31 protein-coding genes are annotated in these 24,924 nt (G+C 62.5%); 23 read left to right on the top strand and 8 right to left on the bottom strand.

Annotation, left to right across the window (positions count from 1 at the left end):
• The first annotated feature begins 65 nt into the window (after window positions 1-65).
• From rplE to bfr, 17 genes are all read left to right on the top strand, one after another.
• The gene (rplE, locus tag ABWY06_RS13450; protein ID WP_353926064.1) at window positions 66-605 is read left to right on the top strand and encodes a 50S ribosomal protein L5; all 540 of its coding nucleotides are present in this window, start codon (window positions 66-68) and stop codon (window positions 603-605) included.
• A 12-nt stretch (window positions 606-617) separates the two neighbouring features.
• Window positions 618-923, top strand: coding sequence for a 30S ribosomal protein S14 (gene rpsN, locus ABWY06_RS13445; protein WP_353926063.1), 306 nt, complete (start codon window positions 618-620; stop codon window positions 921-923).
• A gap of 202 nt (window positions 924-1,125) precedes the next feature.
• Window positions 1,126-1,518, top strand: a complete 393-nt coding sequence (gene rpsH / locus ABWY06_RS13440; protein ID WP_353926062.1) for a 30S ribosomal protein S8 — start codon at window positions 1,126-1,128, stop codon at window positions 1,516-1,518.
• A 12-nt stretch (window positions 1,519-1,530) separates the two neighbouring features.
• Window positions 1,531-2,064, top strand: coding sequence for a 50S ribosomal protein L6 (gene rplF / locus ABWY06_RS13435; RefSeq protein WP_353926061.1), 534 nt, complete (start codon window positions 1,531-1,533; stop codon window positions 2,062-2,064).
• A 10-nt stretch (window positions 2,065-2,074) separates the two neighbouring features.
• Complete coding sequence (rplR, locus tag ABWY06_RS13430; RefSeq protein WP_353926060.1) at window positions 2,075-2,425, top strand: 50S ribosomal protein L18; 351 nt, start codon at window positions 2,075-2,077, stop codon at window positions 2,423-2,425.
• A 3-nt stretch (window positions 2,426-2,428) separates the two neighbouring features.
• Complete coding sequence (rpsE, locus tag ABWY06_RS13425) at window positions 2,429-2,929, top strand: 30S ribosomal protein S5 (RefSeq protein WP_353926059.1); 501 nt, start codon at window positions 2,429-2,431, stop codon at window positions 2,927-2,929.
• 2 nt (window positions 2,930-2,931) lie between these two features.
• A complete protein-coding gene (rpmD, locus tag ABWY06_RS13420; protein ID WP_353926058.1) occupies window positions 2,932-3,114 on the top strand; it encodes a 50S ribosomal protein L30 in 183 nt (60 codons plus the stop codon).
• 3 nt (window positions 3,115-3,117) lie between these two features.
• Entirely contained in the window at window positions 3,118-3,552 is a 435-nt protein-coding gene (rplO, locus tag ABWY06_RS13415) for a 50S ribosomal protein L15 (protein ID WP_353926057.1), read from the top strand.
• Entirely contained in the window at window positions 3,553-4,881 is a 1,329-nt protein-coding gene (gene secY, locus ABWY06_RS13410; protein WP_353926056.1) for a preprotein translocase subunit SecY, read from the top strand.
• Between the two features lie 28 nt (window positions 4,882-4,909).
• Window positions 4,910-5,026: a 50S ribosomal protein L36 gene (gene rpmJ, locus ABWY06_RS13405; RefSeq protein WP_002555468.1), complete on the top strand. Its 117-nt coding sequence runs from the start codon at window positions 4,910-4,912 to the stop codon at window positions 5,024-5,026.
• A gap of 132 nt (window positions 5,027-5,158) precedes the next feature.
• Window positions 5,159-5,515, top strand: a complete 357-nt coding sequence (rpsM, locus tag ABWY06_RS13400; protein ID WP_353926055.1) for a 30S ribosomal protein S13 — start codon at window positions 5,159-5,161, stop codon at window positions 5,513-5,515.
• Between the two features lie 30 nt (window positions 5,516-5,545).
• Entirely contained in the window at window positions 5,546-5,935 is a 390-nt protein-coding gene (rpsK, locus tag ABWY06_RS13395) for a 30S ribosomal protein S11 (protein WP_002555466.1), read from the top strand.
• Between the two features lie 17 nt (window positions 5,936-5,952).
• Window positions 5,953-6,573 carry a 30S ribosomal protein S4 gene (gene rpsD, locus ABWY06_RS13390; RefSeq protein WP_353926054.1) on the top strand — a complete coding sequence of 207 codons (621 nt, stop codon included), beginning with the start codon at window positions 5,953-5,955 and terminating at the stop codon, window positions 6,571-6,573.
• Window positions 6,574-6,595: 22 nt separating this feature from the next.
• On the top strand, window positions 6,596-7,597 hold the full coding sequence (locus tag ABWY06_RS13385) for a DNA-directed RNA polymerase subunit alpha (RefSeq protein ID WP_108096518.1): 1,002 nt from the start codon (window positions 6,596-6,598) through the stop codon (window positions 7,595-7,597).
• A 42-nt stretch (window positions 7,598-7,639) separates the two neighbouring features.
• A complete protein-coding gene (rplQ, locus tag ABWY06_RS13380) occupies window positions 7,640-8,026 on the top strand; it encodes a 50S ribosomal protein L17 (RefSeq protein ID WP_353926053.1) in 387 nt (128 codons plus the stop codon).
• 792 nt (window positions 8,027-8,818) lie between these two features.
• On the top strand, window positions 8,819-10,267 hold the full coding sequence (locus tag ABWY06_RS13375; protein ID WP_353926052.1) for a catalase: 1,449 nt from the start codon (window positions 8,819-8,821) through the stop codon (window positions 10,265-10,267).
• 138 nt (window positions 10,268-10,405) lie between these two features.
• Window positions 10,406-10,873: a bacterioferritin gene (gene bfr / locus ABWY06_RS13370; protein WP_353926051.1), complete on the top strand. Its 468-nt coding sequence runs from the start codon at window positions 10,406-10,408 to the stop codon at window positions 10,871-10,873.
• Between the two features lie 179 nt (window positions 10,874-11,052).
• On the opposite strand, the gene uvrA is transcribed toward bfr, so the two are convergent.
• Window positions 11,053-13,887 carry an excinuclease ABC subunit UvrA gene (uvrA, locus tag ABWY06_RS13365; RefSeq protein ID WP_353926050.1) on the bottom strand — a complete coding sequence of 945 codons (2,835 nt, stop codon included), beginning with the start codon at window positions 13,885-13,887 and terminating at the stop codon, window positions 11,053-11,055.
• 190 nt (window positions 13,888-14,077) lie between these two features.
• Between uvrA and ABWY06_RS13360 the strand changes: the two genes are divergently transcribed.
• The 3 genes from ABWY06_RS13360 to ABWY06_RS13350 all read left to right on the top strand — a co-directional run bounded on the left by ABWY06_RS13360 (window position 14,078) and on the right by ABWY06_RS13350 (window position 16,783).
• Entirely contained in the window at window positions 14,078-15,472 is a 1,395-nt protein-coding gene (locus ABWY06_RS13360) for an MFS transporter (protein WP_353926049.1), read from the top strand.
• 9 nt (window positions 15,473-15,481) lie between these two features.
• The gene (locus ABWY06_RS13355; protein WP_353926048.1) at window positions 15,482-15,982 is read left to right on the top strand and encodes a single-stranded DNA-binding protein; all 501 of its coding nucleotides are present in this window, start codon (window positions 15,482-15,484) and stop codon (window positions 15,980-15,982) included.
• A 465-nt stretch (window positions 15,983-16,447) separates the two neighbouring features.
• Window positions 16,448-16,783 (top strand): DUF3509 domain-containing protein, encoded by a 336-nt coding sequence (locus ABWY06_RS13350; protein WP_353926047.1) that lies wholly within the window; start codon window positions 16,448-16,450, stop codon window positions 16,781-16,783.
• A gap of 162 nt (window positions 16,784-16,945) precedes the next feature.
• On the opposite strand, the gene ABWY06_RS13345 is transcribed toward ABWY06_RS13350, so the two are convergent.
• The gene (locus ABWY06_RS13345) at window positions 16,946-17,164 is read right to left on the bottom strand and encodes a PLD nuclease N-terminal domain-containing protein (RefSeq protein ID WP_353926046.1); all 219 of its coding nucleotides are present in this window, start codon (window positions 17,162-17,164) and stop codon (window positions 16,946-16,948) included.
• Window positions 17,165-17,348: 184 nt separating this feature from the next.
• Here ABWY06_RS13345 and ABWY06_RS13340 point away from each other — a divergent pair, with 184 nt between their 5' ends.
• The 3 genes from ABWY06_RS13340 to ABWY06_RS13330 all read left to right on the top strand — a co-directional run bounded on the left by ABWY06_RS13340 (window position 17,349) and on the right by ABWY06_RS13330 (window position 20,033).
• Window positions 17,349-17,858: a CinA family protein gene (locus ABWY06_RS13340; RefSeq protein WP_353926045.1), complete on the top strand. Its 510-nt coding sequence runs from the start codon at window positions 17,349-17,351 to the stop codon at window positions 17,856-17,858.
• 356 nt (window positions 17,859-18,214) lie between these two features.
• Window positions 18,215-19,099, top strand: a complete 885-nt coding sequence (locus ABWY06_RS13335; RefSeq protein ID WP_353926044.1) for a sugar nucleotide-binding protein — start codon at window positions 18,215-18,217, stop codon at window positions 19,097-19,099.
• Window positions 19,092-20,033 carry an NAD-dependent epimerase/dehydratase family protein gene (locus ABWY06_RS13330; protein ID WP_353926043.1) on the top strand — a complete coding sequence of 314 codons (942 nt, stop codon included), beginning with the start codon at window positions 19,092-19,094 and terminating at the stop codon, window positions 20,031-20,033. The genes ABWY06_RS13335 and ABWY06_RS13330 overlap by 8 nt, the downstream gene beginning before the upstream one ends.
• Before the next feature lie 81 nt (window positions 20,034-20,114).
• Here ABWY06_RS13330 and ABWY06_RS13325 read toward each other — a convergent pair whose 3' ends face one another.
• The 6 genes from ABWY06_RS13325 to choX all read right to left on the bottom strand — a co-directional run bounded on the left by ABWY06_RS13325 (window position 20,115) and on the right by choX (window position 24,791).
• Window positions 20,115-20,816: an OmpW/AlkL family protein gene (locus ABWY06_RS13325; protein ID WP_353926042.1), complete on the bottom strand. Its 702-nt coding sequence runs from the start codon at window positions 20,814-20,816 to the stop codon at window positions 20,115-20,117.
• 128 nt (window positions 20,817-20,944) lie between these two features.
• Window positions 20,945-21,205: a hypothetical protein gene (locus ABWY06_RS13320; protein WP_353926041.1), complete on the bottom strand. Its 261-nt coding sequence runs from the start codon at window positions 21,203-21,205 to the stop codon at window positions 20,945-20,947.
• A 162-nt stretch (window positions 21,206-21,367) separates the two neighbouring features.
• Window positions 21,368-21,850, bottom strand: a complete 483-nt coding sequence (locus tag ABWY06_RS13315) for a thioesterase family protein (protein ID WP_353926040.1) — start codon at window positions 21,848-21,850, stop codon at window positions 21,368-21,370.
• Between the two features lie 23 nt (window positions 21,851-21,873).
• On the bottom strand, window positions 21,874-22,839 hold the full coding sequence (locus ABWY06_RS13310; RefSeq protein WP_353926039.1) for an L-carnitine dehydrogenase: 966 nt from the start codon (window positions 22,837-22,839) through the stop codon (window positions 21,874-21,876).
• 52 nt (window positions 22,840-22,891) lie between these two features.
• Window positions 22,892-23,779, bottom strand: a complete 888-nt coding sequence (cdhC, locus tag ABWY06_RS13305; protein WP_353926038.1) for a 3-dehydrocarnitine:acetyl-CoA trimethylamine transferase CdhC — start codon at window positions 23,777-23,779, stop codon at window positions 22,892-22,894.
• 70 nt (window positions 23,780-23,849) lie between these two features.
• Window positions 23,850-24,791 carry a choline ABC transporter substrate-binding protein gene (gene choX / locus ABWY06_RS13300; RefSeq protein WP_353926037.1) on the bottom strand — a complete coding sequence of 314 codons (942 nt, stop codon included), beginning with the start codon at window positions 24,789-24,791 and terminating at the stop codon, window positions 23,850-23,852.
• Window positions 24,792-24,924: the final 133 nt, after the last annotated feature.

Genomic DNA, 24,924 nt, shown 5'->3' with positions numbered 1-24,924 from the left:
AAAATTCGTGTCTTCAAGTCGACCCAAAAAGCGGTTGATGCTTGAACACTGCTAGGTAGAAGACCATGGCACGACTGAAAGAGATTTACCGGAAGGAAATCGCGCCCAAGCTCCAGGAAGAACTGAAGCTGGGTAACGTGATGGAAGTTCCGCGCATTACCAAGATCACCCTGAACATGGGTCTGGGCGAAGCGATCGGTGATAAGAAAATCATCGAGCACGCGGTAGCTGATCTGGAAAAGATCACCGGTCAGAAAGTCATCGTGACCTACGCTCGCAAGTCCATCGCTGGCTTCAAAGTCCGCGAAGGCTGGCCGATCGGCGTCAAGGTGACCCTGCGCCGTGAGCGTATGTACGAGTTCCTGGATCGTCTGCTGTCGATCTCCCTGCCTCGGGTTCGCGACTTCCGCGGCCTGAATGCCAAGTCCTTCGACGGTCGTGGCAACTACAGCATGGGCGTTAAAGAGCAGATCATTTTCCCGGAAATCGACTACGACAAGATCGATGCCCTGCGCGGTCTGGACATTACCCTGACCACCACTGCTCGTTCGGATGATGAAGGTCGCGCCTTGCTGCGTGCTTTCAAATTCCCGTTCCGCAACTGATTGGAGTAGGACATGGCCAAGACAAGCATGAAAAACCGCGAGCTGAAGCGTCAGCAAACGGTTGCCAAGTACGCGAAAAAGCGTGCTGAGCTCAAGGCGATCATCGTTGATCTGAACGCTACGCCGGAAGCGCGCTGGGAAGCCCAGATCGCTTTGCAGAAGCAACCCCGTGACGCCAGCGCTTCGCGCATGCGTAACCGTTGCCGTCTGACCGGTCGTCCACATGGCGTGTACCGCAAGTTCGGCCTCGGCCGTAACATGCTGCGCCAGGCGGCCATGCGCGGCGACGTACCAGGTCTGGTGAAAGCCAGCTGGTAAGGCGTCTCGTGAGCTGCCCCGTTGGTCGGTAAGACGGTGGGGTGGTTCCAGCGATAGTGAATCAAGCCCCTTTTGGGGCTTGATTCATTTTTAAGCAGTCTCTAGAATGTTCGGCTCGCCAGAGCCCGGGTTCGAATGTGCCCGGCGTTTTGGTGGCAGTAGCCGCAAGGCTAATTCTTTCAGTAACAGGAGCGTCTAGCCCATGAGTATGCAGGACCCGTTAGCGGACATGCTAACTCGTATCCGTAATGCCCAGATGGCTGAAAAGTCCGTCGTAAGCATGCCTTCTTCCACGTTGAAGGTGGCGGTAGCCAAGGTCCTCAAGGACGAAGGCTACGTAGCGGATTTTCAGATCAGCAGCGACATCAAGCCGTTGTTGACCATCGAGCTGAAGTACTTCGAAGGCCGTCCGGTCATCGAGGAAGTGAAGCGCGTCAGCCGTCCAGGCCTGCGTCAGTACAAGTCCGTCGAGGATCTGCCTAAAGTTCGTGGCGGTCTTGGCGTGTCCATCGTCTCCACCAACAAGGGTGTGATGACGGATCGTGCTGCGCGCGCTGCCGGTGTCGGCGGCGAAGTCCTTTGCACAGTGTTCTAAGGGGGGATAAGCATGTCTCGCGTTGCTAAGAACCCCGTTAAGCTGCCCGCTGGCGTTGAAATCAAACTGGCCGGCCAACAGCTTTCGGTGAAGGGTGCCAAGGGCACTCTAGACCTAAATGTTCATTCGTCCGTTGAAGTGGTCCAGGAAGCCGGTGAGTTGCGTTTCGCAGCCCGCAATGGCGACCAGCAGACTCGCGCAATGGCCGGTACCACCCGTGCGTTGGTTAACAACATGGTAATCGGCGTCAGCCAAGGCTTCGAGCGCAAGCTGCAGCTGGTCGGCGTAGGTTACAAAGCACAGGCTAAAGGCGAAGTGCTGTCCCTGGCTCTCGGCTTCTCGCATCCGGTGGATTATGACTTGCCGCAAGGCATCACCGCTGAAACTCCCAGCCAGACTGATATCCTGATCAAGGGTATTGATAAGCAGTTGGTTGGTCAGGTGGCCGCTGAGATCCGCGACTTCCGTCCACCAGAGCCCTATAAAGGCAAAGGTGTGCGTTACGCAGACGAAGTCGTCCGTCGTAAAGAAGCCAAGAAGAAGTAGGGCATAGCAAATGACCGACAAGAACGTTACCCGACTGCGTCGCGCTCGCAAAGCACGCCTGAAAATGCACGAGCTGGAAGTCGTGCGTCTCTGCGTGTTCCGCTCCTCGCAGCATATATACGCCCAGGTCATCTCGGCCGACGGCAGCAAGGTCCTGGCCAGCGCCTCGACTTTGGACAAAGAACTGCGTGATGGTGCCACTGGCAACGTCGACGCTGCCAAAAAGGTTGGGCTGCTGGTGGCCGAGCGTGCGAAAGTCGCCGGTGTCACTCAGGTTGCCTTTGACCGTTCTGGCTTCAAGTACCACGGTCGTGTCAAGGCACTGGCTGATGCTGCTCGTGAAGGCGGGCTGGAGTTCTAAGTTATGGCAAATAACGACCAAAAGCGCGACGAAGGCTACATCGAGAAGCTGGTTCAGGTTAACCGCGTTGCCAAGACCGTAAAAGGCGGCCGTATCTTCACTTTCACCGCGTTGACCGTGGTGGGTGATGGTAAGGGTCGTGTTGGTTTCGGTCGCGGCAAGTCTCGTGAAGTGCCGGCTGCTATCCAGAAAGCAATGGAAGCCGCTCGTCGCAACATGATTCAAGTGGACCTTAACGGTACCACCCTGCAGTACGCGATGAAGTCCGGCCATGGCGCCTCCAAGGTGTACATGCAGCCTGCTTCGGAAGGTACCGGTATCATCGCCGGCGGTGCCATGCGCGCCGTGCTGGAAGTGGCCGGTGTGCAGAACGTTCTGGCCAAGTGCTACGGCTCGACTAACCCGGTGAACGTGGTTCATGCCACCTTCAAGGGTCTGAAAGCCATGCAATCCCCTGAGTCCATTGCTGCCAAGCGCGGCAAGACTGTTCAGGAGATCTTCTGATCATGACGACTGCAACTGTCAAAGTTACCCTGATCAAAAGCATGACCGGCCGTATCCCTAACCACAAACTGTGTGTCAAGGGTCTGGGTCTGCGTCGCATCGGTCACACCGTAGAAGTGCTGGATACTCCCGAGAACCGCGGGATGATCAACAAGGCTTACTACATGCTGCGAGTCGAGGCTTAATCGATGAAACTCAATGATCTGAGTCCAGCGCCGGGTTCCCGTCGCGAAAAGCATCGTCCGGGCCGTGGTATCGGCAGTGGTTTGGGCAAGACCGGTGGCCGTGGCCACAAAGGTCAAAGCTCCCGCTCCGGTGGCACCATCGCTCCGGGTTTTGAAGGCGGTCAACAGCCGCTGCACCGTCGTCTGCCGAAGTTCGGCTTCGTCTCCCTCAAGGCTATGGACCGCGCAGAAGTGCGTACCTCCGAGCTGAACAAGGTGGAAGGCGGCGTTGTAACCGTGCAGACCTTGAAGGATGCCAACCTGATTAATCAAAACGTCCAGCGTGTGAAAATCATGCTGTCCGGCGAGATTACTCGTGCTGTCACCCTTAAAGGGATCGCCGCCACCAAAGGTGCGCGTGCGGCTATCGAAGCAGCTGGCGGCAAGTTCGAGGACTAAATGGCTAAGCAAGGTGCTCTCTCAGCGCTCAGCAATGGCGGGTTATCCGAGCTCTGGGCTCGACTGCGTTTTCTGTTTATGGCGATCATCGTCTATCGGATCGGCGCACACATTCCAGTGCCGGGCATTAACCCTGATCGGCTGGCGGACCTGTTTCGACAGAATGAGGGGACCATTCTTAGCTTGTTCAACATGTTTTCCGGCGGTGCGCTGGAGCGGATGAGCATCTTTGCACTGGGGATCATGCCGTACATCTCGGCATCGATCATCATGCAGCTGATGTCCGCGGTCAGCCCACAGCTGGAACAGTTGAAGAAGGAAGGTGAGGCTGGTCGTCGCAAGATCAGCCAATACACCCGCTACCTCGCCTTGATCCTGGCCTTTGTTCAAGCCTTCGGCATGTCCGTGGGCTTGGCGGGACAGGGTGTCGCGTTCTCGGTCGATTTCGGCTTCCACTTCGTTGCAGTCACCACCTTTGTGGCGGGTGCAATGTTTATGATGTGGTTGGGCGAGCAGATCACCGAGCGAGGTGTTGGCAACGGTATTTCGATGCTGATTTTTGCGGGCATCGTAGCCGGCTTGCCGTCGGCGATCGGGCATTCTTTCGAGTCTGCTCGGCAGGGCGATATCAATATCTTCGCCCTGATCGCCATCGGTCTGCTGGCCGTAGCGATCATCGGTTTCGTGGTGTTCATTGAGCGTGGTCAGCGCCGTATTGCGGTGCACTACGCCAAGCGTCAGCAGGGCCGCAAGGTGTTTGCCGCGCAGACCAGCCACTTGCCGTTGAAGGTGAACATGGCCGGGGTTATCCCGGCGATTTTCGCCAGCAGCCTTCTGTTATTCCCGGCTTCGCTGGGTGCCTGGTTTGGTCAGTCCACCGGTATGGGCTGGCTGCAGGATATTTCACAGGCGATCGCTCCAGGTCAGCCGTTGAACATTTTGCTGTTTAGTGCAGGGATCGTTTTCTTCTGCTTCTTCTACACAGCGCTGATGTTCAACCCGAAAGACGTAGCGGAAAACCTGAAGAAGTCCGGTGCCTTTATTCCGGGCATTCGTCCAGGCGAACAGTCGGCGCGCTATATCGATGGCGTGCTGACCCGTTTGACCATGTTCGGAGCCCTGTACATGACGGCCGTGTGCCTGCTGCCCCAGTTCCTGGTGGTGGCTGCCAACGTACCGTTCTACCTTGGCGGGACCTCGTTGCTGATCGTGGTGGTGGTTGTGATGGACTTCATGTCGCAAGTACAATCGCACCTCGTTTCGCACCAGTACGAATCCCTGATGAAGAAAGCCAACCTGAAGGGTTACGGCAGCGGCATGATGCGCTGAGGTAGCCATAAGGTTCGAGGAGTTGGTGATGAAAGTTCGTGCATCGGTGAAAAAGCTGTGCCGTAACTGCAAGATTATCCGCCGTGAAGGTGTGGTTCGGGTGATTTGCAGTGCGGAACCGCGTCACAAGCAGCGCCAAGGCTGAGTGTGAGCTAGACGTTAAAGCCCGGCAGCTAGTGCGCTGCCGGGTTGATTATTTGTTACTACAGCGTTAGTATCTCGCGCCCTATTTCTTGGCTTCCGGGGCGTAGGTAGCTGTCAAATGGAGTCCCACTGAATGGCCCGTATTGCAGGCGTAAACATTCCGGATAACAAGCATACTGTTATCTCGCTGACCTACATCTTTGGTGTCGGTCGGACCAGTGCGCACAAAATCTGTGCAACCACTGGTGTCAATCCCGCGGTAAAAATCAAAGATCTGAGCGACGAGCAGATTGAACTGTTGCGTGGCGAAGTCGCGAAGCTCACCACTGAAGGTGACCTTCGTCGCGAAACCAACATGAAAATCAAGCGCTTGATGGACCTGGGCTGCTACCGCGGTCTGCGCCATCGTCGCGGCCTTCCGGCTCGCGGTCAGCGTACTAAGACCAACGCGCGTACCCGTAAGGGCCCGCGTAAGCCGATCCGCAAGTAATCGCATTCGCGAATCGACAGGACTCTAGTCATGGCAAAACCTGCTGCTCGTCCTCGTAAGAAAGTCAAAAAGACAGTGGTCGATGGCATCGCCCATATCCACGCGTCTTTCAACAACACCATTGTGACCATCACTGACCGTCAAGGTAATGCGCTGTCCTGGGCAACCTCCGGTGGTTCGGGTTTCCGCGGTTCACGCAAGAGCACCCCGTTCGCTGCCCAGGTGGCTGCTGAACGTGCTGGTCAAGCTGCGCTGGAATACGGCCTGAAGAACCTCGACGTGAATGTCAAGGGTCCCGGTCCGGGTCGTGAGTCCGCTGTCCGTGCATTGAACGGCTGCGGTTACAAGATCGCCAGCATCACCGACGTGACGCCCATCCCGCATAACGGGTGCCGTCCGCCGAAGAAGCGTCGCGTGTAATCAGGAGACAGTAGAAAATGGCTCGTTACATTGGTCCCAAGTGCAAACTGTCTCGTCGTGAAGGCACCGATCTCTTCTTGAAGAGTGGCGTCCGCGCTATCGAATCGAAGTGCAACATCGAAGCAGCCCCCGGTATCCACGGCCAACGCCGCGGCCGCCAGTCCGACTACGGCACCCAACTGCGTGAAAAGCAGAAAGTCCGTCGTATCTACGGCGTGCTCGAGCGCCAGTTCAGCGGTTACTACAAGGAAGCAGCCGGTCGTAAAGGCGCTACCGGTGAGAACCTGCTGCAACTGCTCGAATGCCGTCTGGACAACGTCGTCTATCGTATGGGCTTCGGCTCCACTCGTGCCGAATCGCGTCAATTGGTTTCGCACAAGTCGATCAGCATCAACGGCAAAACCGTTAATGTCCCGTCCTACCAGGTTCGTCCGGGTGACGTGGTCGCTATCCGCGAGAAGGCGAAGAATCAACTGCGCATTGTCCAGGCCCTCGAACTCTGCGCTCAGCGCGGTCGTGTTGAGTGGGTTGACGTGGACACTGAGAAAAAATCTGGCGTGTTCAAAAGCGTGCCGGCTCGCAGCGATCTGTCCGCCGACATCAACGAAAGCCTGATTGTCGAGCTCTACTCCAAGTAAGGGCTAGAAAATAGGTGCATCCATGCAGATTTCGGTAAATGAGTTCCTGACCCCCCGTCACATTGATGTGCAGGTGGTCAGTCCGACCCGCGCCAAGATCACTCTCGAGCCTCTCGAGCGTGGCTTTGGCCACACCCTGGGCAATGCGTTGCGTCGCATCCTGTTGTCCTCCATGCCTGGCTGTGCAGTAGTTGAGGCCGAAATTGACGGTGTACTCCATGAGTACAGCGCCATCGAAGGTGTTCAGGAAGACGTCATCGAAATCCTGCTCAACCTCAAAGGTCTGGCTATCAAGCTGCACGGTCGCGACGAAGTGACTCTGACACTGGCGAAGAAGGGCTCGGGCGTAGTGACCGCTGCCGATATTCAGCTGGATCATGATGTCGAGATCGTCAACGGTGATCACGTTATTGCCAATTTGGCATCTAACGGCGCACTGAACATGAAGCTGACTGTGGCACGTGGTCGCGGCTATGAGCCGGCCGACTCGCGCCAGAGTGATGAAGACGAAAGCCGCAGCATCGGTCGCTTGCAGCTGGATTCTTCTTTCAGCCCGGTACGTCGTGTGGCGTACGTGGTGGAAAACGCCCGTGTTGAGCAGCGCACTAACCTAGACAAGCTGGTTATCGATCTGGAAACCAACGGTACCCTGGATCCTGAAGAGGCCATCCGTCGGGCCGCGACCATTCTGCAACAGCAGTTGGCCGCGTTCGTCGACCTCAAAGGTGACAGTGAACCCGTGGTGATCGAGCAGGAAGACGAGATCGATCCGATCCTGCTGCGTCCCGTCGATGACCTGGAACTGACCGTGCGTTCGGCCAACTGCCTCAAGGCCGAAAACATCTACTACATCGGTGACCTGATTCAGCGCACCGAAGTGGAGTTGTTGAAGACGCCGAACCTGGGCAAGAAATCCTTGACTGAGATCAAGGACGTTCTGGCCTCGCGTGGTCTGTCCCTCGGCATGCGCCTCGACAACTGGCCGCCGGCAAGTCTTAAGAAGGACGACAAGGCCACGGCCTGATCGTCGTAATCACCGAACGTGAGTTTGGTAAGGAATTGAACCATGCGTCATCGTAAGAGTGGTCGTCACCTGAGCCGCACCAGCGCTCACCGCAAGGCCATGTTTCAGAACATGGCGGTGTCGCTGTTTGAGCACGAGCTGATCAAAACTACCCTGCCTAAGGCCAAGGAACTGCGTCGGGTTGCCGAGCCGCTGATCACTCTGGCTAAAGTGGATAGTTTGGCTAACCGCCGTCTGGCCTTCGACCGTACTCGTTCGAAAGCCATCGTCGGCAAGCTGTTCAACGACCTGGGCAAGCGCTACGCCACCCGTCAGGGCGGTTACCTGCGTATCCTCAAGTGCGGTTTCCGTACGGGCGACAACGCTCCTATGGCTTATGTTGAGCTGGTCGACCGTCCGGTCGGTGGCGAAGTAGAAGCTGCAGAGTAAGTCGTAGGTTGTAGAAAAAACCGGGCCCTGGGCCCGGTTTTTTTATGCCTGCTTTTTAGGGGGGCGCTTTCATTTGAGCGTTTCCTGCCACCGTCAACTGTCCCGCACAGTCGTGCTCCCCCTAAATACCTCCCGGACTTCGGCCATACCTGGGCATACGGATCTTCAGTAGGCAACAGCAGCAGCTCCGCGCACCTGGGTTCCCGCCTTCGCGGGAACGACGGTGGACCGGGGCGGCCTGCGGCTGACTGGGGCTCGTGCTGGCCATCCAGAGGCATTGCACCTCGGGCAGGACAAACCTTCGATACGTCCCAAGCACCGTCATACCCGCGTAGGCGGGTATCCAGGGGGGAGCAACAGAAACTCCGCGCACCTGGGTTCCCGCCTGCACGGGAACGACGGGAGGCCGAGGCGGCCTGCGGGTGACTGGGGCTCGTGCTGGCCATCCAGCGGCATTGCACCTCGGGCAGGACAAACCTTCGATACGTCCCAAGCACCGTCATACCCGCGTAGGCGGGTATCCAGGGACCTTGTCCGTATCGGCTGTCCTGCCCGTACGGGACTGACAGCGAACCCAGGGTGGCCTGCGGGCCCCCAAGTGCTTCACAGCCATACAGCGCTTTCACATGACGTCCTCAAGGCATTCGGCCCCTAACTGGCGAAAAACTACTCCTGATAGATAAAAGCTAACGCGCTGTTGCGCTCAATATATTGGCTCACTTCCGTTGGGCGGCTTAATCTCAGTCCATCGCTGGCGCAGTTCAGCTGTTAGACCTGAGAGGAGACACCCCGATGAGCCAGACGCCTATCCTGACCACCGCCAGTGGCATCCCGGTTGCCGACAACCAGAACTCCCGCACTGCCGGGCCCCGTGGACCCTTGCTGCTCGAGGATTTTCACCTGATCGAGAAGCTGGCGCACTTCAATCGGGAAGTCATCCCCGAGCGCCGGGTGCACGCCAAAGGCTCGGGCGCCCATGGCACCTTTACCGTCACCCGTGACATCAGCCACCTGACCCGCGCTGAGCTGTTCTCCGCGGTGGGCAAGCAGACGCCGATCTTTATCCGTTTTTCCACCGTAGGTGGCGAGCGTGGCTCGGCGGATACCGAGCGTGATCCCCGGGGGTTCTCGGTGAAGTTCTACACCAACGAAGGCAACTGGGACGTGGTGGGCAACAACACTCCGGTGTTCTTTATCCGCGACGCCATCAAGTTCCCGGACTTTATCCACACCCAAAAGCGTCTGCCGCAAAGCAATCTGAAGAGCCCGCAGATGATGTGGGACTTCTGGTCGTTGTCACCCGAATCCTTGCACCAGGTGACCATCCTGTTCTCCGATCGGGGTATCCCGGACGGCTACCGCTTTATGCACGGGTTCGGCAGCCATACCTTCAGCCTGATCAATGCCGCGGGTGAGCGGCACTGGGTCAAGTGGCACTACAAGACCCGCCAGGGCATCAAGAACCTGGCTCCGGCCGACGCCGAACGCCTGGCCGGCAGCGACCCGGACTACGCCCAGCGCGACCTGTTCGGCGCGATCGAGCGGGGCGATTTCCCGAAGTGGGCGGTCTGCGTGCAGGTCATGAGCGAGGCCCAGGCCGAGGCGCATCCAGAGAACCCCTTTGACGTAACCAAGACCTGGTCGCAAAAGGATTACCCGTTGATCGAGGTGGGCGAGCTGGAGCTTAACCGCAACCCGCAGAACTACTTCGCCGAGGTCGAGCAGGCGGCCTTTGCCCCGAGCAACCTGGTACCCGGTGTCGGTCTGTCGCCAGACCGCATGCTGCAGGGGCGGGTGTTCGCCTATGCCGATGCCCAGCGGCATCGGGTGGGTACCAACCACCAGCAATTGCCGATCAATGCGCCGCGCTGCCCGTACCATAACAACCAGCGCGACGGCGCCATGCGCTTCGATGGCAATGGTGGGGCGGCGCCGAACTACGAGCCCAACAGTGTGGCGGGCACGCCACATCAGGCGCCCCGGTACGCGGAGCCGGCCTTGACCCTCAGCGGTGCGGCCGATCGGTATGATCATCGGGTCGACGAGGACTACTACAGCCAGGCTGGCGCCCTGTTCCGCCTGATGGACGCCGGGCAGCAGGCGCTGCTGATCGGCAATATCGCCGGGGCCATGGCCAGCGTGACGCCCGATGTACAGCTGCGCCAGATCGGCCATTTCCTGAAAGCCGATCCGGCGTACGGCCAAGGCGTCGCCGAGGCGCTGGGCATCGCACTGGGCTGATCTTCAGGCGCGGAACCTGCACCTTCGCCAAACCGCCCTCTCGGGGCGGTTTGTGCGTTATGGGTGTTGGTCGCCGGGAATAGGGTGACCTGTGGCCATCCATGGGTCAAAATCGACTTTTGCCCGGAGAAGATTCCCATGAAGGGATCGCCGCTCGTTCTCGATTACCTTAACGGCCTGCTGGCAGGTGAATTGGCCGCGCGCGACCAGTATTTCGTCCATTCGCGGATGTACGAGGACTGGGGCTTCACTCATCTGTACACCCGCATCAACCACGAGATGGAGGAGGAGGCGCAGCACGCCGATGCCTTGATCCGGCGGATCCTGATGCTCGAAGGCACGCCGCGCATGCGCCCGGACGACCTGGATGTGGGCACCACTGTGCCTGAGATGTTCGCCAGCGACCTGCGCCTGGAATACAAGGTCCGTGCGGCCCTGTGCCAGGGCATCGCCTTGTGCGAGGCCGAAGGCGACTACATCAGCCGCGATATCCTGCGCGTGCAGCTGGGCGACACCGAGGAAGACCATACCTACTGGCTGGAGCAGCAGCTGGGCCTGATCCAGCGTATCGGCCTGGAAAACTACCTGCAGTCCCAGGCAGGCTAGTTAGCTGGCAGTTCGGGCGGTGTGTGGTGGCTAAGTAAAGGCGTTAGCCACCCTACGTTGCTGAGCGTCCCTCAAGGCGGTATCGCCCGGAGGCGGTACTAAGCTCCCCGTCGTTCCCGCGAAGGCAGGAACCCAGGTGCGATACGTCTCCGGCTGCCCGCTCAGCTCCCCGTCAACGCTCAGGCTTTATCCCGTGCCAGCAGCGGCTTGAGGAAATAACCGGTATGGGATTGGGTCATCTCCGCCACCTCCTCGGGGGTGCCGACCGCGATGATCTGGCCGCCCTTGGAGCCGCCTTCGGGCCCCAGGTCCACCAACCAGTCGGCGGTCTTGATCACGTCCAGGTTATGTTCGATCACCACCACCGTATTGCCGTGGTCGCGCAGGCGGTGCAGCACGTCGAGCAGTTGCTGGATATCGGCGAAGTGCAGGCCCGTAGTAGGTTCGTCGAGGATATACAGGGTCTTGCCGGTATCGCGCTTGGACAGCTCGCGTGACAGCTTGACCCGCTGCGCCTCGCCGCCCGAGAGGGTGGTGGCCGACTGGCCGAGCTTGATATAGGACAGGCCGACGTCCACCAGGGTCTGCAGCTTGCGCGACAGGGCCGGCACCGCGTCGAAGAACGGCCGGGCCTCCTCGATGGTCATCTCCAGCACCTCGTGGATGTTCTTGCCCTTGTACTTCACCTCGAGGGTTTCGCGGTTGTAGCGTTTGCTCTTGCACACGTCGCACGGCACGTAGATGTCCGGCAGGAAGTGCATCTCCACCTTGATCAGGCCATCGCCCTGGCAGGCTTCGCAGCGCCCGCCCTTGACGTTGAAGGAGAAGCGCCCCGGGCCGTAACCGCGCGAACGGGATTCCGGCACGCCAGCGAACAGCTCGCGGATCGGCGTGAACAGGCCGGTGTAGGTGGCCGGGTTGGAGCGCGGGGTTCGGCCGATCGGGCTCTGGTCGATGTCGACCACCTTGTCCAGGTGCTGCAGGCCGTCGCAACTGTCGTGGGCTGCCGCTTCCAGGGTGGTGGCGCCGTTCAGCGCGGTGGCGCTGAGCGGGAACAGGGTGTTGTTGATCAGGGTCGACTTGCCCGAACCGGACACCCCGGTGACGCAGGTCAGCAGGCCGATCGGGATTTCCAGGTCGACATTGCGCAGGTTGTTGCCGCGCGCGCCCTTGAGCTTGATCGACAGCTTCTTGTCGCGCGGTGTGCGTTCGGCCCGGTAGCGAATCTTCTCGCGGCCCGACAAGTACTTGCCGGTCAGGGAATCCGGGTGCGCCATGACCTCGGCCGCGGTGCCTTCGGCGACGATCCGGCCGCCATGGACGCCGGCGCCGGGGCCGATGTCGACCACGTAGTCGGCCATGCGGATGGCGTCCTCGTCGTGCTCGACCACGATGACCGTATTACCGATGTCGCGCAGATGGCGCAGGGTGCCGAGCAGGCGTTCGTTGTCGCGCTGGTGCAGGCCGATGGACGGTTCGTCGAGGATATACATCACGCCCACCAGGCCGGCGCCGATCTGGCTGGCCAGGCGAATGCGCTGGGCCTCACCGCCGGAGAGGGTGTCGGCACTGCGGTCGAGCGTCAGGTAGTCCAGCCCGACATTGACCAGGAACTGCAGGCGCTCGCGGATCTCCTTGAGGATCTTGTCGGCGATCTCGCCGCGCCGGCCGGTCAGCGACAGGCCGCCAAAATACTCGGTGGCATCGCCGATCGGCATGGCGGTGACCGCCGGCAGGGTTTTCTCGGCGACCCAGACGTGCCGCGCCTCGCGCCGCAGGCGGGTGCCGCGGCAGTCCGGGCAGGGCTGGGTGCTGAGGAACTTGGCCAGCTCCTCGCGCACGGTCTGCGACTCGGTCTCGCGGTAACGCCGCTCCAGGTTGGGCACTATGCCCTCGAAGGGGTGGGCGCGCTTGACGATGTCGCCGCGGTCGTTGAGGTAACGGAAGTCGATGCTCTCGCGGCCGCTGCCGTGCAGGATCTGCTTCTGTTGTTCGGCGCTGAGGTCCTGGAAGGGCACTTCCAGGCTGAAACCGTAATGCGCCGCCAGCGAGCCCAGCATCTGGAAGTAATAGACGTTGCGCCGGTCCCAGCCGCGGATCGCCCCCTCGGCCAGGGTCAGCTCGGCGTTGACCAGACGTTTGATGTCGAAGAACTGCTTGACCCCCAGGCCGTCGCAGGTCGGACAGGCGCCAGCCGGGTTGTTGAAGGAGAACAGCTTGGGTTCCAGCTCGCTGATCGAGTGGCCGCAGACCGGGCAGGCAAAGCGGGCGGAAAATATGATCTCCTCGCCCGGTTCATCGTCCATCGGGGCCACCAGCGCCAGGCCATCGGCCAGTTTGAGCGCGGTCTCGAACGACTCCGCCAGGCGCTGCTGCAGGTCGCCGCGGGCCTTGAAACGGTCGACCACGGCATCGATGCTGTGTTTTTTCTGCTTGTCGAGCTTGGGCAGTTCATCCAGCTCGTGGAGCTTGCCGTTGATCCGTACCCGCACGAAACCCTGGGCGCGCAGCTCGTCGAACACCGCCAGGTGCTCGCCCTTGCGTTCGCGGATCACCGGGGCCAGCAGCATCAGCTTGCTGCCTTCGGGCAGTGCCAGCACCTGGTCGACCATCTGGCTGACGGTTTGCGCCTCCAGCGGCAGGTCGTGGTCGGGGCAGCGTGGAATGCCCACCCGCGCATAGAGCAGGCGCAGGTAGTCGTAGATCTCGGTGATGGTGCCCACGGTGGAGCGGGGGTTGTGCGAGGTGGACTTCTGCTCGATAGAGATCGCCGGCGACAAGCCTTCGATGGTGTCGACGTCCGGCTTTTCCATCATCGACAGAAACTGCCGGGCATAGGCCGACAGGGATTCGACGTAGCGGCGCTGCCCTTCGGCGTACAGGGTGTCGAAGGCCAGGGAAGATTTGCCCGAACCCGAGAGCCCGGTAATCACGATCAGCTTGTCCCGTGGCAGGGTCAGGTCGATGTTCTTCAGGTTGTGGGTCCGAGCCCCACGAATCAATATCTTGTCCACTGCGGCCTCGCATGGCGGGCGTAAACCCCCGAGTATACGGCCGACCGCGCCCTTGCGGCAAAATGCCGAACACCGCTATGACTCCTGAAGAGGCGCCAGGGTTCGGTCGGCAGCCCTGCGACGCTTTTGCATGGGCTCTTGGTCGTCCAGACTGGTAGAATCGCGACCGGTTTTCCACAGGGTCCGACTCATGCACGATCCCCACAGCGAGCGTATGAACAGCCGCGAAACCCGAGCCGCGGCCGGGTTGGCGCTGGTGTTCGCCTTCCGCATGCTGGGCATGTTTATGGTCCTGCCGGTCCTGGCGACCTACGGCATGGACCTGGCGGGCGCCACGCCGACCCTGATTGGTGTGGCCATCGGTGCCTATGGGCTGACCCAGGCCTGCCTGCAGATCGGCTTTGGCATGCTCTCCGACCGCATTGGCCGGCGACCGGTGATCTACGTCGGGTTGCTGATCTTCGCCGCCGGCAGCGTGCTGGCGGCCAATGCCGATTCGATCTGGGGGGTGATCGCCGGTCGGGTGCTGCAGGGCGCCGGGGCGATCTCCGCGGCGGTCATGGCGCTGCTGTCGGACCTGACCCGCGAGCAGCACCGGACCAAGGCCATGGCCATGATCGGCATGAGCATCGGCCTGTCGTTCGCCGTTGCCATGGTGGCCGGCCCGTTGCTGACCCGCGCCTTTGGCCTCTCCGGGCTGTTCTGGGCCACCGCCGGCATGGCCCTGTCCGGCCTCGGCCTGGTCGCCTGGCTGGTGCCCCAGGCCGAGGGGCCGCTGCAACACCGCGAATCCGGGGTGGCGCGCGAGGCCTTCGGCACCACGCTGCGCCATCCGGAGCTGCTGCGCCTGGACCTGGGTATCTTCGTGCTGCACGCCATCCTGATGGCCAGTTTCGTGGTCTTGCCCCTGGCGCTGGTCGAACGTGGCGGCCTGCCCAAAGAGCAGCACTGGTGGGTCTACCTGACCGCGCTGCTGGTGAGCTTTTTCGCCATGGTGCCCTTTATCATCTACGGCGAGAAAAAGCGCCAGATGAAGCGGGTGCTGCTCGGTGCGGTGACCGTGTTGCTGCTGAGCGAGCTGTTCTTCGGGTTGTTTGGCGACAGCCTGCGGGCCCTGGTCATCGGCACCCTGGTGTTTTTCACCGCCTTCAACCTGCTTGAGGCGTCCTTGCCCTCGCTGATCAGCAAGGTCGCACCGGCCGGCGGCAAGGGCACGGCGATGGGCGTCTATTCCACCAGCCAGTTCCTCGGCGCGGCGCTGGGTGGCATGCTGGGCGGTTGGCTCTACCAGCACGGCGGCCTGGCCAGCGTCTTTGTCGGTTGCGCCGCGCTCTGCGCCCTCTGGCTGGTCTTTGCTGTTACTATGAAGGAGCCTCCCTATGTCACGAGCCTGCGCTTGCCGTTGTCGCCTCAAGCGCTGCAGGACGCCACGCTGATCGAGCGTCTGCGGGCCGTGGCGGGAGTAACCGATGCCGTGGTGGTTGCCGTCGAGGCCGCCATCTATATCAAAGTCGATACCGAACAAGTGGATCGCACGTCCCTCGAGCGCCTGATCGACCTGGCGCCCCGGCGTGCTGAAGCCTAGGAGAAAGTTATGGCCCGTGGGGTTAACAAAGTCATCTTGATTGGCAACGTCGGCGGCGACCCGGAAACCCGTTACCTGCCCAACGGTAACGCCGTGACCAACGTCACCCTGGCCACGACCGACAGCTGGAAAGACAAGCAGACCGGTCAGCAGCAAGAGCGCACCGAATGGCACCGTGTGGCCTTCTTTGGCAAGGTCGCGGAAATCGCCGGCGAATACCTGCGTAAAGGGTCACAGGTCTATATCGAAGGCCGCTTGCAGACCCGTGAGTGGGAAAAGGACGGCGTCAAGCGCTACACCACCGAGATCGTCGTCGACCTGGGCGGCACCATGCAGCTGCTTGGCGGCCGTGGCGGTGATGATTCCGCCCCGCGCCAATCGGCGCCGCGTCAGCAGCCCCAGCGTGACCAGCAGCAAGCCCCGCGCGAATCGCGTCCGGCCCCGCAACAGCAACCGGCCGCCCAACCGGCTCCGGATTACGACAGCTTCGACGACGATATTCCGTTCTAAGCGTTCCCTGTCCTGGTGTTACACCGAAACCCCCGCCCTGCGGGGGTTTTGCGTTTCAGGCAGCCTCAGGCGGGAGAGGCGAAACGCTGACTGTGCCGATGTGTCGTGGGGCGTGCCCTGAAAAGTGCCGCGGTACCGCCTGTGCATCGATCGAGGCACGGCGCGGGCGGGCATCAATGTCAGGGCTATGTGTTGACTTAACGCCCTGTGGTCCTGACGCCGCCCGCCTGGGGCGTTGGCGATGGTGCGGCGGTGCCGGTTGGCTTATCGGCCTTGGCGTCCGTTCCGACAACCAGCGTCTGCAGCGGAGGCGGCAATTTGCACGTTCGGACCAACGGCAATCTTGCATTTTGCATGATGTATTTTTGTTATTGTTCTGTAAGTTGTTGATTTATATAGGTCGTTAGATTGGCACGGCAGCTGCATTTGTCCTCGGGTCCTCTCTACTGCCCGAGTCCAATAAAAATGAACGAAGTCCTCAAGGAATTCTCGAACGCCTTCCCCGCTTTTGCAGTGGCTATCCAGGCCCGCCCTGATGGTGGTGCGGTGATCAGCCTGGAAGCCGACAGCATGACGCTGCGTCGTGCATTGACCAGCCAACAATGTGTGTCGAGCAAGGAACGCGCCTGGGTGGTCGAAGCCCTGCGCCGTGATCTGGCCCTGACCACCGGCAGCGCACCGGAAATCCAGAAGCTGCAGAGCCAGAACCGCTTCGCCCTGCCGACCTACGGCGATGCGCTGCTGGTGCCACGCGCCCGTCTGAGCCGCTATGCCGCCGCGTCCAATCGTCGTCACGTTTGAATGCACCGGCTGTAGACCCGACTCGTCGCACCCGGCATGCCCCGCTTCCGGCGGGGCATTTGCACGCGCCCTTCAGGCCTGTCTGAGTCGAGTCGTTTGAGGCCGGGCCGAGAACGGCATCCGTCAGACAGTCCTTCTGCAAGCTGCAAGTGTTAGCCCTGGCTACTTGCTCTGTTCGTCAGAACTGACGGGCTTATAGCTGCGTGGCCCGGCTATGCCCCAGGCAATCCAGCCCAGCAGGGGTAGCAACACCACAATCAGGCTCCAGCTGATCTGGGTCGGGATACTGCGATCGGTGCGCAAAATATTGGCCACCAGCCACAGGTTGACTACGACCAGCACACCCGCGCCGAGTGCCCAATGCCATAGGCTATCGTTCATGCAAACCTCCTTGTGCCGTCCCGTTCCCTGCGGGCGATCGGCGCACCTGCACGGCGAAGGTGCTGGCCCGTTTCCAGCATTGAGCGAGCGGCGAGCGAATTGGTTCAGCCGAGACCGTGCCCTGCAACTTTAACGCGGCCGCTGCCTCCTAGTTGACAGACCCTTGGCCCCCGGAGCCCTGCCCATGGCGCAGTCCGATACCCTCGAAGCGCTGATCGACTATCTCAAGGCTCACCGTCTGATGCTGGCCACGGCCGAGTCTTGCACGGCAGGCAAGATAGTCGAGCTGCTTGCCCGCGTACCGGGCTGTGGCGCCTGCCTGGACGCCGGTTACGTGGTGTATTCCGAGGACGCCAAGCGTCGGGTGCTGGGGGTTTCGGCGCACTGCATCGAGACCTTCGGCCTGACCAGCGAACAGGTAGCGCGGGAAATGGTGCAAGGCGCCCTGCGCGGTGGCCAGGCCAATGTCGCGGTGGCGACCACCGGCATCGCGGGCCCGGAGTCCATGGACGGTGTTCGGCCTGGCACCCTGTGTTTTGCCTGGGGGTTCGCGACGGGCTACGGTTCGCGGCTGTTTTCCCGCACCCAGTGGTTCGCGGGCGAGCGCAAGCAGGTGATAGACGCGGCCGCCTGGCATGCGCTGCGACAGATCCCGCTGTTCCACGAAAAATTCCGCCGCGGCGAGGGCGGCTAGAACCCTCGTGGGGCCGTCATCACCTCAGGCCTGGCCTCCCGGCCTGAACCGCTGGCCCCTGACACGTCGATTCTGCAGACCGGACGGAAAATCGGCATACTAAGGCCTGTCCGAACCGGCGTCGCGCGACGGCCCGCCACGACAGTTACAGTCCAGGGTGCGCTTTGTGCGGCCGCAGGCGGCTGGGGCTGGCGGGCACAGCCGAAGCAGCTGCCGGATCCGAGCACCCTTTTCGAGCGCATGCCGGTGCTATTCCGGTCGATGTTGCCGCCCCGCCGGTTATCCGTGCGCCGGGCGCGCGTCGCCTGGCCCGCCGACGGCGCGACTATCCAGCCACACGAGTTGATCCGATTTCCATGCAGATGCGTCTGATGTTATTGGGCGGTGGTAACGCATTGGGGCAGGCCCTGATTCGTCTCGGGGCCGAGGAAGACATCGGCTTCCTGGCGCCGCGGCCACCCGATGAGGGCTGGGACACGGCCAGCCTGACCCACTTGCTCGACGAGACCCGCCCCGACGCCTTGATCAACTTGGCGTATTACTTCGACTGGTTCCAGGCCGAGGGGGTCGATGAAGATCGCCTGGCTGCCCAGGAAAGTGCCGTCGAGCGCCTGGCCGAGTTGTGCCAGCACCATGAAATCCGGCTGCTGCAGCCGTCCACATACCAGGTGTTCGACGGCGCGCGGGCGACCGCCTACAGCGAAAAGGAAGACCCCGCGCCGCGCGGCGCCCGGGGGCAGGCCCTCTGGCGCATGGAGCAGCGGGTGAGGGCGGTCTGTCCAAGGCATGTGTTGCTGCGTTTTGGCTGGTTGCTCGATGACAGTGCTCAGGGACAGCTGGGGCGCTTTCTGCGCTGCGCCGAGCAGGAGAGCGAGGTGTTTCTGGCCGATGACCGACGGGGCAACCCGACTCCGGTCGAAGATGCCGCGCGGGTGATCATTGCGGTCCTCAAACAACTGGATTGCGCCGCTCCCTTGTGGGGGACCTATCACTACGGTGGGCATGAGGCGACCACGCCGCTGGCCCTGGGGCAGGCCATCGTCACCGAGGCACGCAGCCTGCGCACACTGCGCGTGGAAACCCTGACGCCCCAGGCCCACGCCGCCCGGCCGGACGCCGCCGAGGAACCGCAGCACGCGGTACTGGCCTGCAAGAAGATCCTGCACACCTTCGGCATCAAACCGCGGGCCTGGCGCTCTGCGTTGCCGGCGCTGCTGGACAGGTATTATCGACATGTCTGAGGGGCCCATCCTGATCACCGGGGGCGCCGGTTTTATTGGCTCGCACCTGGTCGACCTGCTGCTGCAGCAGGGTTATGCGGTGCGGGTGTTGGACAACCTGTCCACCGGCAAGGCTGGCAACCTGCCGTTGGCGCATGCCCGGCTGGAGCTGATCGACGGCGATGTCGCCGATGCGGCGCTGGTGCGGCGGGTCATGGACGGCTGCCAGGCGGTGGTGCACCTGGCCGCGGTGGCCTCGGTGCAGGCTTCGGTGGACGACCCGCTCGGCACCCACCAGAGCAACTTCGTCGGTACCCTGAACGTGTGTGCAGCAATGGCGACGCTGGGCGTCAAGCGGCTGCTGTTCGCCTCGAGCGCGGCGGTTTACGGCCAGCACGGCGACGGCCAGGCGATCGACGAGGACACGCCCAAGGCGCCGCTGACGCCCTACGCGGTGGACAAGCTGGCCAGCGAGTATTACCTGGACTTCTACCGCCGCGAGCATGGCCTGGAACCGGTGGTATTCCGCTTCTTCAATATCTTCGGCCCGCGCCAGGACCCGTCGTCGCCCTATTCCGGGGTGATCAGCATCTTCACCGAGCGGGCGCTCAAGGGCCTGCCGATCAGCGTCTTCGGCGATGGCGAGCAAACCCGCGATTTCCTTTATGTCGGCGACCTGGTGGCGGTGCTGGCACAGGCGCTGCTTGCGCCCCAGGTGCCGCTGGGGGCGATCAACGTCGGCCTCAATCAGGCCGTCAGCCTCAACCAGCTGCTGCGGGTCATCGACGGGCTGCTCGGTGGCTTGCCGCCGGTGCAGCACCTGCCCGCACGCGCCGGCGATATCCGCCATTCCCGGGCGAACAACCAGCGCCTGCTGACGCGGTATCGGTTGGCGCCGCCGACACCGCTCGAGACCGGGCTGGCACGCCTGCTCGGACTGGCCGAGCAGGCCTAAAAAAGCCGGCCTGTCGAACGACCGGCCGGCGACGCAGACTCACCGGCCAGGCGCAGCATGCGCGAGGCCCGCTTTACAGGCTTAGAACTTGTAACCCAGGCCGACCATATAGACCCAGGGGTCGATGTCCACATCGACCTTCACCTTGCCCAGCGCGCTGTGTTCGGCGGTCGCCTGGGTGTCGATGTCGATGTACCAGACCGCGGCGTTGACCAGGATATTGTCGGTCAACATCACGTCCATGCCGGCCTGCAGCGCCAGGCCAAAACTGTCGTCCAGTTCGAGGTTGCTGAAGCCGTTGGTTTTCTGCCGGCTGGTCAGGCCTTCGTCGAAAAACAGCGTGTAGTTCAGGCCCGCGCCGACATAGGGTTGCACCTTGGACTGGCTGTCCAGCGGGTAGTACTGCAGCGACAGGGTCGGCGGCAGCTGCTTGGCATCGGCGAAACTACCGTCGAAGGTACCGTTGGCGGCGCCCAGGGCGGCATCGAGGCCGCTGACGCTGATGTCATGGCTGAAGGGCGTCGCGGCCAGCAACTCGATCCCCAGGTGATCGGTGAACATATAGGTGCCGGTCAGGCCCAGCTGGGTGCTGCTGTCCACGCCTGCCGAGGTGTCGCCAATGGCGCCGGTGGCCGTGGTGGAAATACGGCTGCTGTCTTCATGGGGATCGACCGTTGCCGCGCCGCCGCGAATGATGATGTCGCCCGCGGTGTGGGCCTGGGCGAGCGGGGCGAACGGCGCCGCGAGGGCCAGGGTAAGCAGGGCGAGCAGAGGCTTGCGCATAACACACTCCAAACGAGTCATCAGTAAAAGGCTGATGCCAGTATAGGAAGCGCAGCGCAGGGTGCTTGTTGATCCAGCTCAATGGAATGGCGCGTCGCCTGCCCGCAAGCGTTTTGCCCCGGAGCGACTCAGCCGTGCTGCTGGCGATACTCGGCCAGGGCCGGCAGCAATTGCCGGGCAATGGCCTCGCGCACGGCCGGCAGCATCACCGCGCCGCTGGCCAGCAGCTGCTCGACCAGCAGGCGCAGGGCGCGCGCGCGGACCGCATCGAGCCCCAGCAACACCCGTTCACAGGCCTGTTCGGCGGTGGCGCCGGGCGGCACATCGAAACCCGCGGCCTGCAGGCGTTCGCGCAAATCATCCTGGTCGATCAGGTCGGCGTGCATCATGCGCAAGGTTCCTCACGTGGGGGTTGAGCCGCCGCCTTTGCGGCACGGCGCGACTCCCGATTCTGCGCAGCCGGGGCCGGATCGGCAAGGGGGCGTTTGACCCGCATGGCTGGCATGCGTACGCGCAGGTCGTTTTCGGTGCAGGGGCGCGCAACGGCGTGATCAGGCCGGCAGCCCAATCACGCGGCCGGTCCAGGCCGGCCGTGGCAGGTGGCGGTGGGCATTGCCCAGGGCCTCGATCCGGCGCGCCACCTCGCCGCTGAAGGCGGCCGAGCGCGCCCCGTCCGCTCCGCCCAGTGCGACATGCAGCAACAGTTGCTCGCTGGCCGCCAGACTCTGCGCGGCGGCCCCCAGGTGCAGGCTGTGGTACAGGTGCAAGCGTTTGTGGTCGTGGCCCAGCAGCTGCGTGCGGACCTGCACCCGGCTTCCTTGCCGGACCTCGTGCAGGTAGTTGAGGTGGCACTCCAGGGTGAACAGCGAATGGCCGCTGGCCTCACGGTGGGCGCTGTCCAGGCCCAGATGGTCCATCAGCGCATCGGTGGCGTAACTGAAAACCAGCAGGTAGAAGGCGTCACGCAAATGGCCGTTGTAATCGGTCCATTCGGGCAGGATGAGGGTCTGGTAAGTCGTGAGCGGTGCGGGCATGCGGCGGTCCTCGGCGGTCAGGCTCATTCTGCGAAACCGAAGCCGTGGCGCGCCTTGGTGGCCCTGACCGCCTCCAGCACCGCCAGCAGGCAGTCGTCGCGGTAACGCTCCAGTGCGGCGATGCTGCGTTGGCCCTGCTGTTCGCGGGTGCCCTGCACCACGCTGTCGATCAATTGTTCGGTCAGTTCCGGGGCCGGCAGGTAGGTCCAGGGCAGCTTCAGGGCGGGGCCGAATTGCGCCATGAAGTGGCGCATGCCGGCATCACCGCCGGCCAGCGTGTAGGTCAGGAAGCTGCCCATGAACGACCAGCGCAGGCCCGCGCCGAAGCGGATCGCGTCGTCGATCTCGCCGGTGCTGGCCACCCCGTCGTTCACCAGGTGCAGGGCTTCGCGCCACAGCGCTTCGAGCAGGCGATCGGCGATAAAGCCCGGCACTTCCTTGCGTACGTGCAAGGGGCGCATGCCCAGGGTCTGATAGACCTGGATGGCGGCCTGCACCGCGGCCGGAGCTGTGTCGCGACCGCCGACCACTTCCACCAGCGGCAGCAGGTAAACCGGGTTGAACGGATGGCCGACCAGGCAGCGCTCGGGGTGCCGGGCCGTGGTATAGAACTCGCTGGGCAACAGCCCCGAGGTGGAGGACGCGATCAAGGCATCGGGCTTGGCCGCCGCGCTGATTTTTCCGTGCAACTCGCGTTTCAGCTCCAGGCGTTCCGGAGCGCTTTCCTGGATAAAATCGGCGTCGGACACGCAGGCTTCCAGGGTGTCGACAAACCGCAGCCGTTGTTGCGACGCCCCCGGCGACAGGCCCTGGCGCTCCAGGGCGTCCCAGGCGTTGGCGACCCGCTGGCGCAACGCGACCTCGGCGCCGGGGGCCGGGTCCCAGGCGATGACATCCAGGCCGTGGGCCAGGGCGCGCGCCACCCAGCCGCTGCCAATGACGCCGCTCCCCAGAGCGGCGAAGGTGTTGATCGAGGTGATAAAGGTCATGCGGGCTCCGGTAAGTGGCGGTGATTCGAGTGACGACAGGGCAGCGGGACAGTCAGGTGCGGCTGGCAAGGTTCATCTTCTGCCGGCCTTGGGCCGGGGTCAGAATGCGCGCGCCCAGGCGGCTGAGAATTTCGCCGACCCGCTCGACCAACTGGCCATTGCTGGCCAATACGCCCTTGTCCAGCCAGAGGTTGTCTTCCAGGCCGACCCGCACGTTGCCGCCCAGCAGCACCGCCTGGGCGGCCATGGGCATTTGCATGCGGCCAATGCCGAAGGCCGCCCAGGTGCAGCTGGCGGGCAGGTTGTCGACCATGGCCTTCATGCTGGTGGTGTCGGCCGGAGCGCCCCAGGGAATGCCCAGGCACAGCTGGAACAGCGGGTCGTCGAGCAGACCCTCCTGAATCATTTGCTTGGCGAACCACAGGTGACCGGTGTCGAAAATCTCCAGTTCGGCCTTCACCCCCAGCTCGCTGATGCGCCGGGCACCGGCCCGCAACTGCGCCGGGGTGGAGACGTAAATGCTGTCGCCGTCACCGAAGTTCAGGGTGCCGCAATCCAGGGTGCAGATTTCCGGCAGCAGTTCCTCCACGTGGGCCAGGCGCGCCAGGGGGCCGACCAGGTCGCTGTTGTTGCCAAAGGCCATCGGCCGCTCACCGGGGCCGATTTCCAGGTCCCCGCCCATGCCGGCGGTGAGGTTGACGATGATGTCCACATCCGCCTCGCGGATGCGCTCCATCAGTTCGCGGTACAGCGCCACATCGCGGCTGAAGCGGCCGGTCAGCGGGTCGCGGACATGGCAGTGCACCACGGTGGCGCCGGCCTTGGCGGCTTCCACCGCGGCGTCGGCGATCTGTTTGGGGGTGATGGGGACCCGGTGACTTTTCCCGCAGGTATCGCCCGCACCGGTCAGTGCGCAGGTGATGATGACGTCATGGTTCATGGGGCGTTCCTTGAGGCAGGGTAAACCGCCGCGCAGCGTGGCGCTGCTGCGCGGCATTCAGGTACGAGGGTCAGGGCTGGAGGGACAGTTGCAGGTGCTCGGCGGCCGGACGGCCGTCGAAGGTGGTCACGCCGCGTAACCAGCGTTGCTGGTCCTGTGGGTGATCGCGCAGCCACTTTTTCGCCGACTCCAGCGGGTCCTGGTGATCGAGCAGGGGTTGCATCATGCGGCTCTCGTCGGCGGCGCTGAAGGTCAGGTTGTGCAGCAGCTTGTCGATGTTCGGGCAGCGGCTGGCGTAGTCCGCGGCCGTCACGGTCCAGACCGTGGCGCGACCTTCATCCGGCCCCAGGGCGTCGTCGCTACCGGTCAAGTAGACCATGGCCTGGTTGACGTTCATCGGGTGCGGCGCCCAGCCGAAGAAGACAATGGCTTCCTGGCGTTTCATCGCCCGGGTTACCGCCGAGAGCATGCCCACCTCGCTGGATTCCACCAGCTGGAAGTTGCCCAGGCCGAACTGGTTTTTCGCGATCATTTCCTTGATCTGCGTATTGGCCCCCGAGCCCGGCTCGATGCCGTAGATCTTGCCGCCCAGCTGCGCCTCGAACCGGGCGATGTCGGCAAAGGTTTTCAGTCCTTGTTCGGCCAGGTAGGTGGGCACGGCCAGGGTGGCGCGAGCGTCCTCCAGGCTGGGCGTGTTCAGTACCCGCACCTGCTTGGCCTCGATAAAGGGGGTGATGGCACGGGTCATGATCGGATTCCAGTAGCCGAGGAACAGGTCCAGACGCTGGTCGCGGATGCCGGCGAAAATGATCTGCTGGGAGGCGCTGGTCTGTTTGGTCCGGTAGCCCAGGCCGTCGAGCAGCACCTGGGTCATGGCACTGGTGGCGATCACGTCGGTCCAGTTAACCACGCCCATGCGTACGTTGCGGCATTGGGCCGGTTCTGCGGCGGACAGGGCGGTGCTGCCGAGCATCAGCAAGGTACAGCTGAGCTGGCGAATCTTCTTATGCATGCGGACTCCCTCGTGCGGCCAATCGTTGTCAGGGGGGCGACGTAGCGGCTACGTCGGCCAGGGCTAAAGTACCCAGCCGGCCGCGGAGATAAACGCACCTGGACGACTGCCTGTTGCACTGTGGCGACCTGTT

Origin of the sequence: Pseudomonas sp., from assembly GCF_040514055.1 — a bacterium.
Classification (GTDB): Bacteria; Pseudomonadota; Gammaproteobacteria; order Pseudomonadales; family Pseudomonadaceae; genus Aquipseudomonas.
Note: the sequence above shows the minus strand (reverse complement) of the source record. Positions and strands in the feature narration are given on the sequence as shown.

Excerpts from the sequence above, each read along its gene's own strand:
- rplE (WP_353926064.1), top strand. The coding sequence starts at position 66 with ATGGCACGACTGAAAGAGATTTACCGGAAGGAAATCGCGCCCAAGCTC.
- rpsN (WP_353926063.1), top strand. The coding sequence starts at position 618 with ATGGCCAAGACAAGCATGAAAAACCGCGAGCTGAAGCGTCAGCAAACG.
- rpsH (WP_353926062.1), top strand. The coding sequence starts at position 1,126 with ATGAGTATGCAGGACCCGTTAGCGGACATGCTAACTCGTATCCGTAAT.
- rplF (WP_353926061.1), top strand. The coding sequence starts at position 1,531 with ATGTCTCGCGTTGCTAAGAACCCCGTTAAGCTGCCCGCTGGCGTTGAA.
- rplR (WP_353926060.1), top strand. The coding sequence starts at position 2,075 with ATGACCGACAAGAACGTTACCCGACTGCGTCGCGCTCGCAAAGCACGC.
- rpsE (WP_353926059.1), top strand. The coding sequence starts at position 2,429 with ATGGCAAATAACGACCAAAAGCGCGACGAAGGCTACATCGAGAAGCTG.
- rpmD (WP_353926058.1), top strand. The coding sequence starts at position 2,932 with ATGACGACTGCAACTGTCAAAGTTACCCTGATCAAAAGCATGACCGGC.
- rplO (WP_353926057.1), top strand. The coding sequence starts at position 3,118 with ATGAAACTCAATGATCTGAGTCCAGCGCCGGGTTCCCGTCGCGAAAAG.
- secY (WP_353926056.1), top strand. The coding sequence starts at position 3,553 with ATGGCTAAGCAAGGTGCTCTCTCAGCGCTCAGCAATGGCGGGTTATCC.
- rpmJ (WP_002555468.1), top strand. The coding sequence starts at position 4,910 with ATGAAAGTTCGTGCATCGGTGAAAAAGCTGTGCCGTAACTGCAAGATT.
- rpsM (WP_353926055.1), top strand. The coding sequence starts at position 5,159 with ATGGCCCGTATTGCAGGCGTAAACATTCCGGATAACAAGCATACTGTT.
- rpsK (WP_002555466.1), top strand. The coding sequence starts at position 5,546 with ATGGCAAAACCTGCTGCTCGTCCTCGTAAGAAAGTCAAAAAGACAGTG.
- rpsD (WP_353926054.1), top strand. The coding sequence starts at position 5,953 with ATGGCTCGTTACATTGGTCCCAAGTGCAAACTGTCTCGTCGTGAAGGC.
- ABWY06_RS13385 (WP_108096518.1), top strand. The coding sequence starts at position 6,596 with ATGCAGATTTCGGTAAATGAGTTCCTGACCCCCCGTCACATTGATGTG.
- rplQ (WP_353926053.1), top strand. The coding sequence starts at position 7,640 with ATGCGTCATCGTAAGAGTGGTCGTCACCTGAGCCGCACCAGCGCTCAC.
- ABWY06_RS13375 (WP_353926052.1), top strand. The coding sequence starts at position 8,819 with ATGAGCCAGACGCCTATCCTGACCACCGCCAGTGGCATCCCGGTTGCC.
- bfr (WP_353926051.1), top strand. The coding sequence starts at position 10,406 with ATGAAGGGATCGCCGCTCGTTCTCGATTACCTTAACGGCCTGCTGGCA.
- ABWY06_RS13360 (WP_353926049.1), top strand. The coding sequence starts at position 14,078 with ATGCACGATCCCCACAGCGAGCGTATGAACAGCCGCGAAACCCGAGCC.
- ABWY06_RS13355 (WP_353926048.1), top strand. The coding sequence starts at position 15,482 with ATGGCCCGTGGGGTTAACAAAGTCATCTTGATTGGCAACGTCGGCGGC.
- ABWY06_RS13350 (WP_353926047.1), top strand. The coding sequence starts at position 16,448 with ATGAACGAAGTCCTCAAGGAATTCTCGAACGCCTTCCCCGCTTTTGCA.
- ABWY06_RS13345 (WP_353926046.1), bottom strand. The coding sequence starts at position 17,164 with ATGAACGATAGCCTATGGCATTGGGCACTCGGCGCGGGTGTGCTGGTC.
- ABWY06_RS13340 (WP_353926045.1), top strand. The coding sequence starts at position 17,349 with ATGGCGCAGTCCGATACCCTCGAAGCGCTGATCGACTATCTCAAGGCT.
- ABWY06_RS13335 (WP_353926044.1), top strand. The coding sequence starts at position 18,215 with ATGCAGATGCGTCTGATGTTATTGGGCGGTGGTAACGCATTGGGGCAG.
- ABWY06_RS13330 (WP_353926043.1), top strand. The coding sequence starts at position 19,092 with ATGTCTGAGGGGCCCATCCTGATCACCGGGGGCGCCGGTTTTATTGGC.
- ABWY06_RS13325 (WP_353926042.1), bottom strand. The coding sequence starts at position 20,816 with ATGCGCAAGCCTCTGCTCGCCCTGCTTACCCTGGCCCTCGCGGCGCCG.
- ABWY06_RS13320 (WP_353926041.1), bottom strand. The coding sequence starts at position 21,205 with ATGATGCACGCCGACCTGATCGACCAGGATGATTTGCGCGAACGCCTG.
- ABWY06_RS13315 (WP_353926040.1), bottom strand. The coding sequence starts at position 21,850 with ATGCCCGCACCGCTCACGACTTACCAGACCCTCATCCTGCCCGAATGG.
- ABWY06_RS13310 (WP_353926039.1), bottom strand. The coding sequence starts at position 22,839 with ATGACCTTTATCACCTCGATCAACACCTTCGCCGCTCTGGGGAGCGGC.
- cdhC (WP_353926038.1), bottom strand. The coding sequence starts at position 23,779 with ATGAACCATGACGTCATCATCACCTGCGCACTGACCGGTGCGGGCGAT.
- choX (WP_353926037.1), bottom strand. The coding sequence starts at position 24,791 with ATGCATAAGAAGATTCGCCAGCTCAGCTGTACCTTGCTGATGCTCGGC.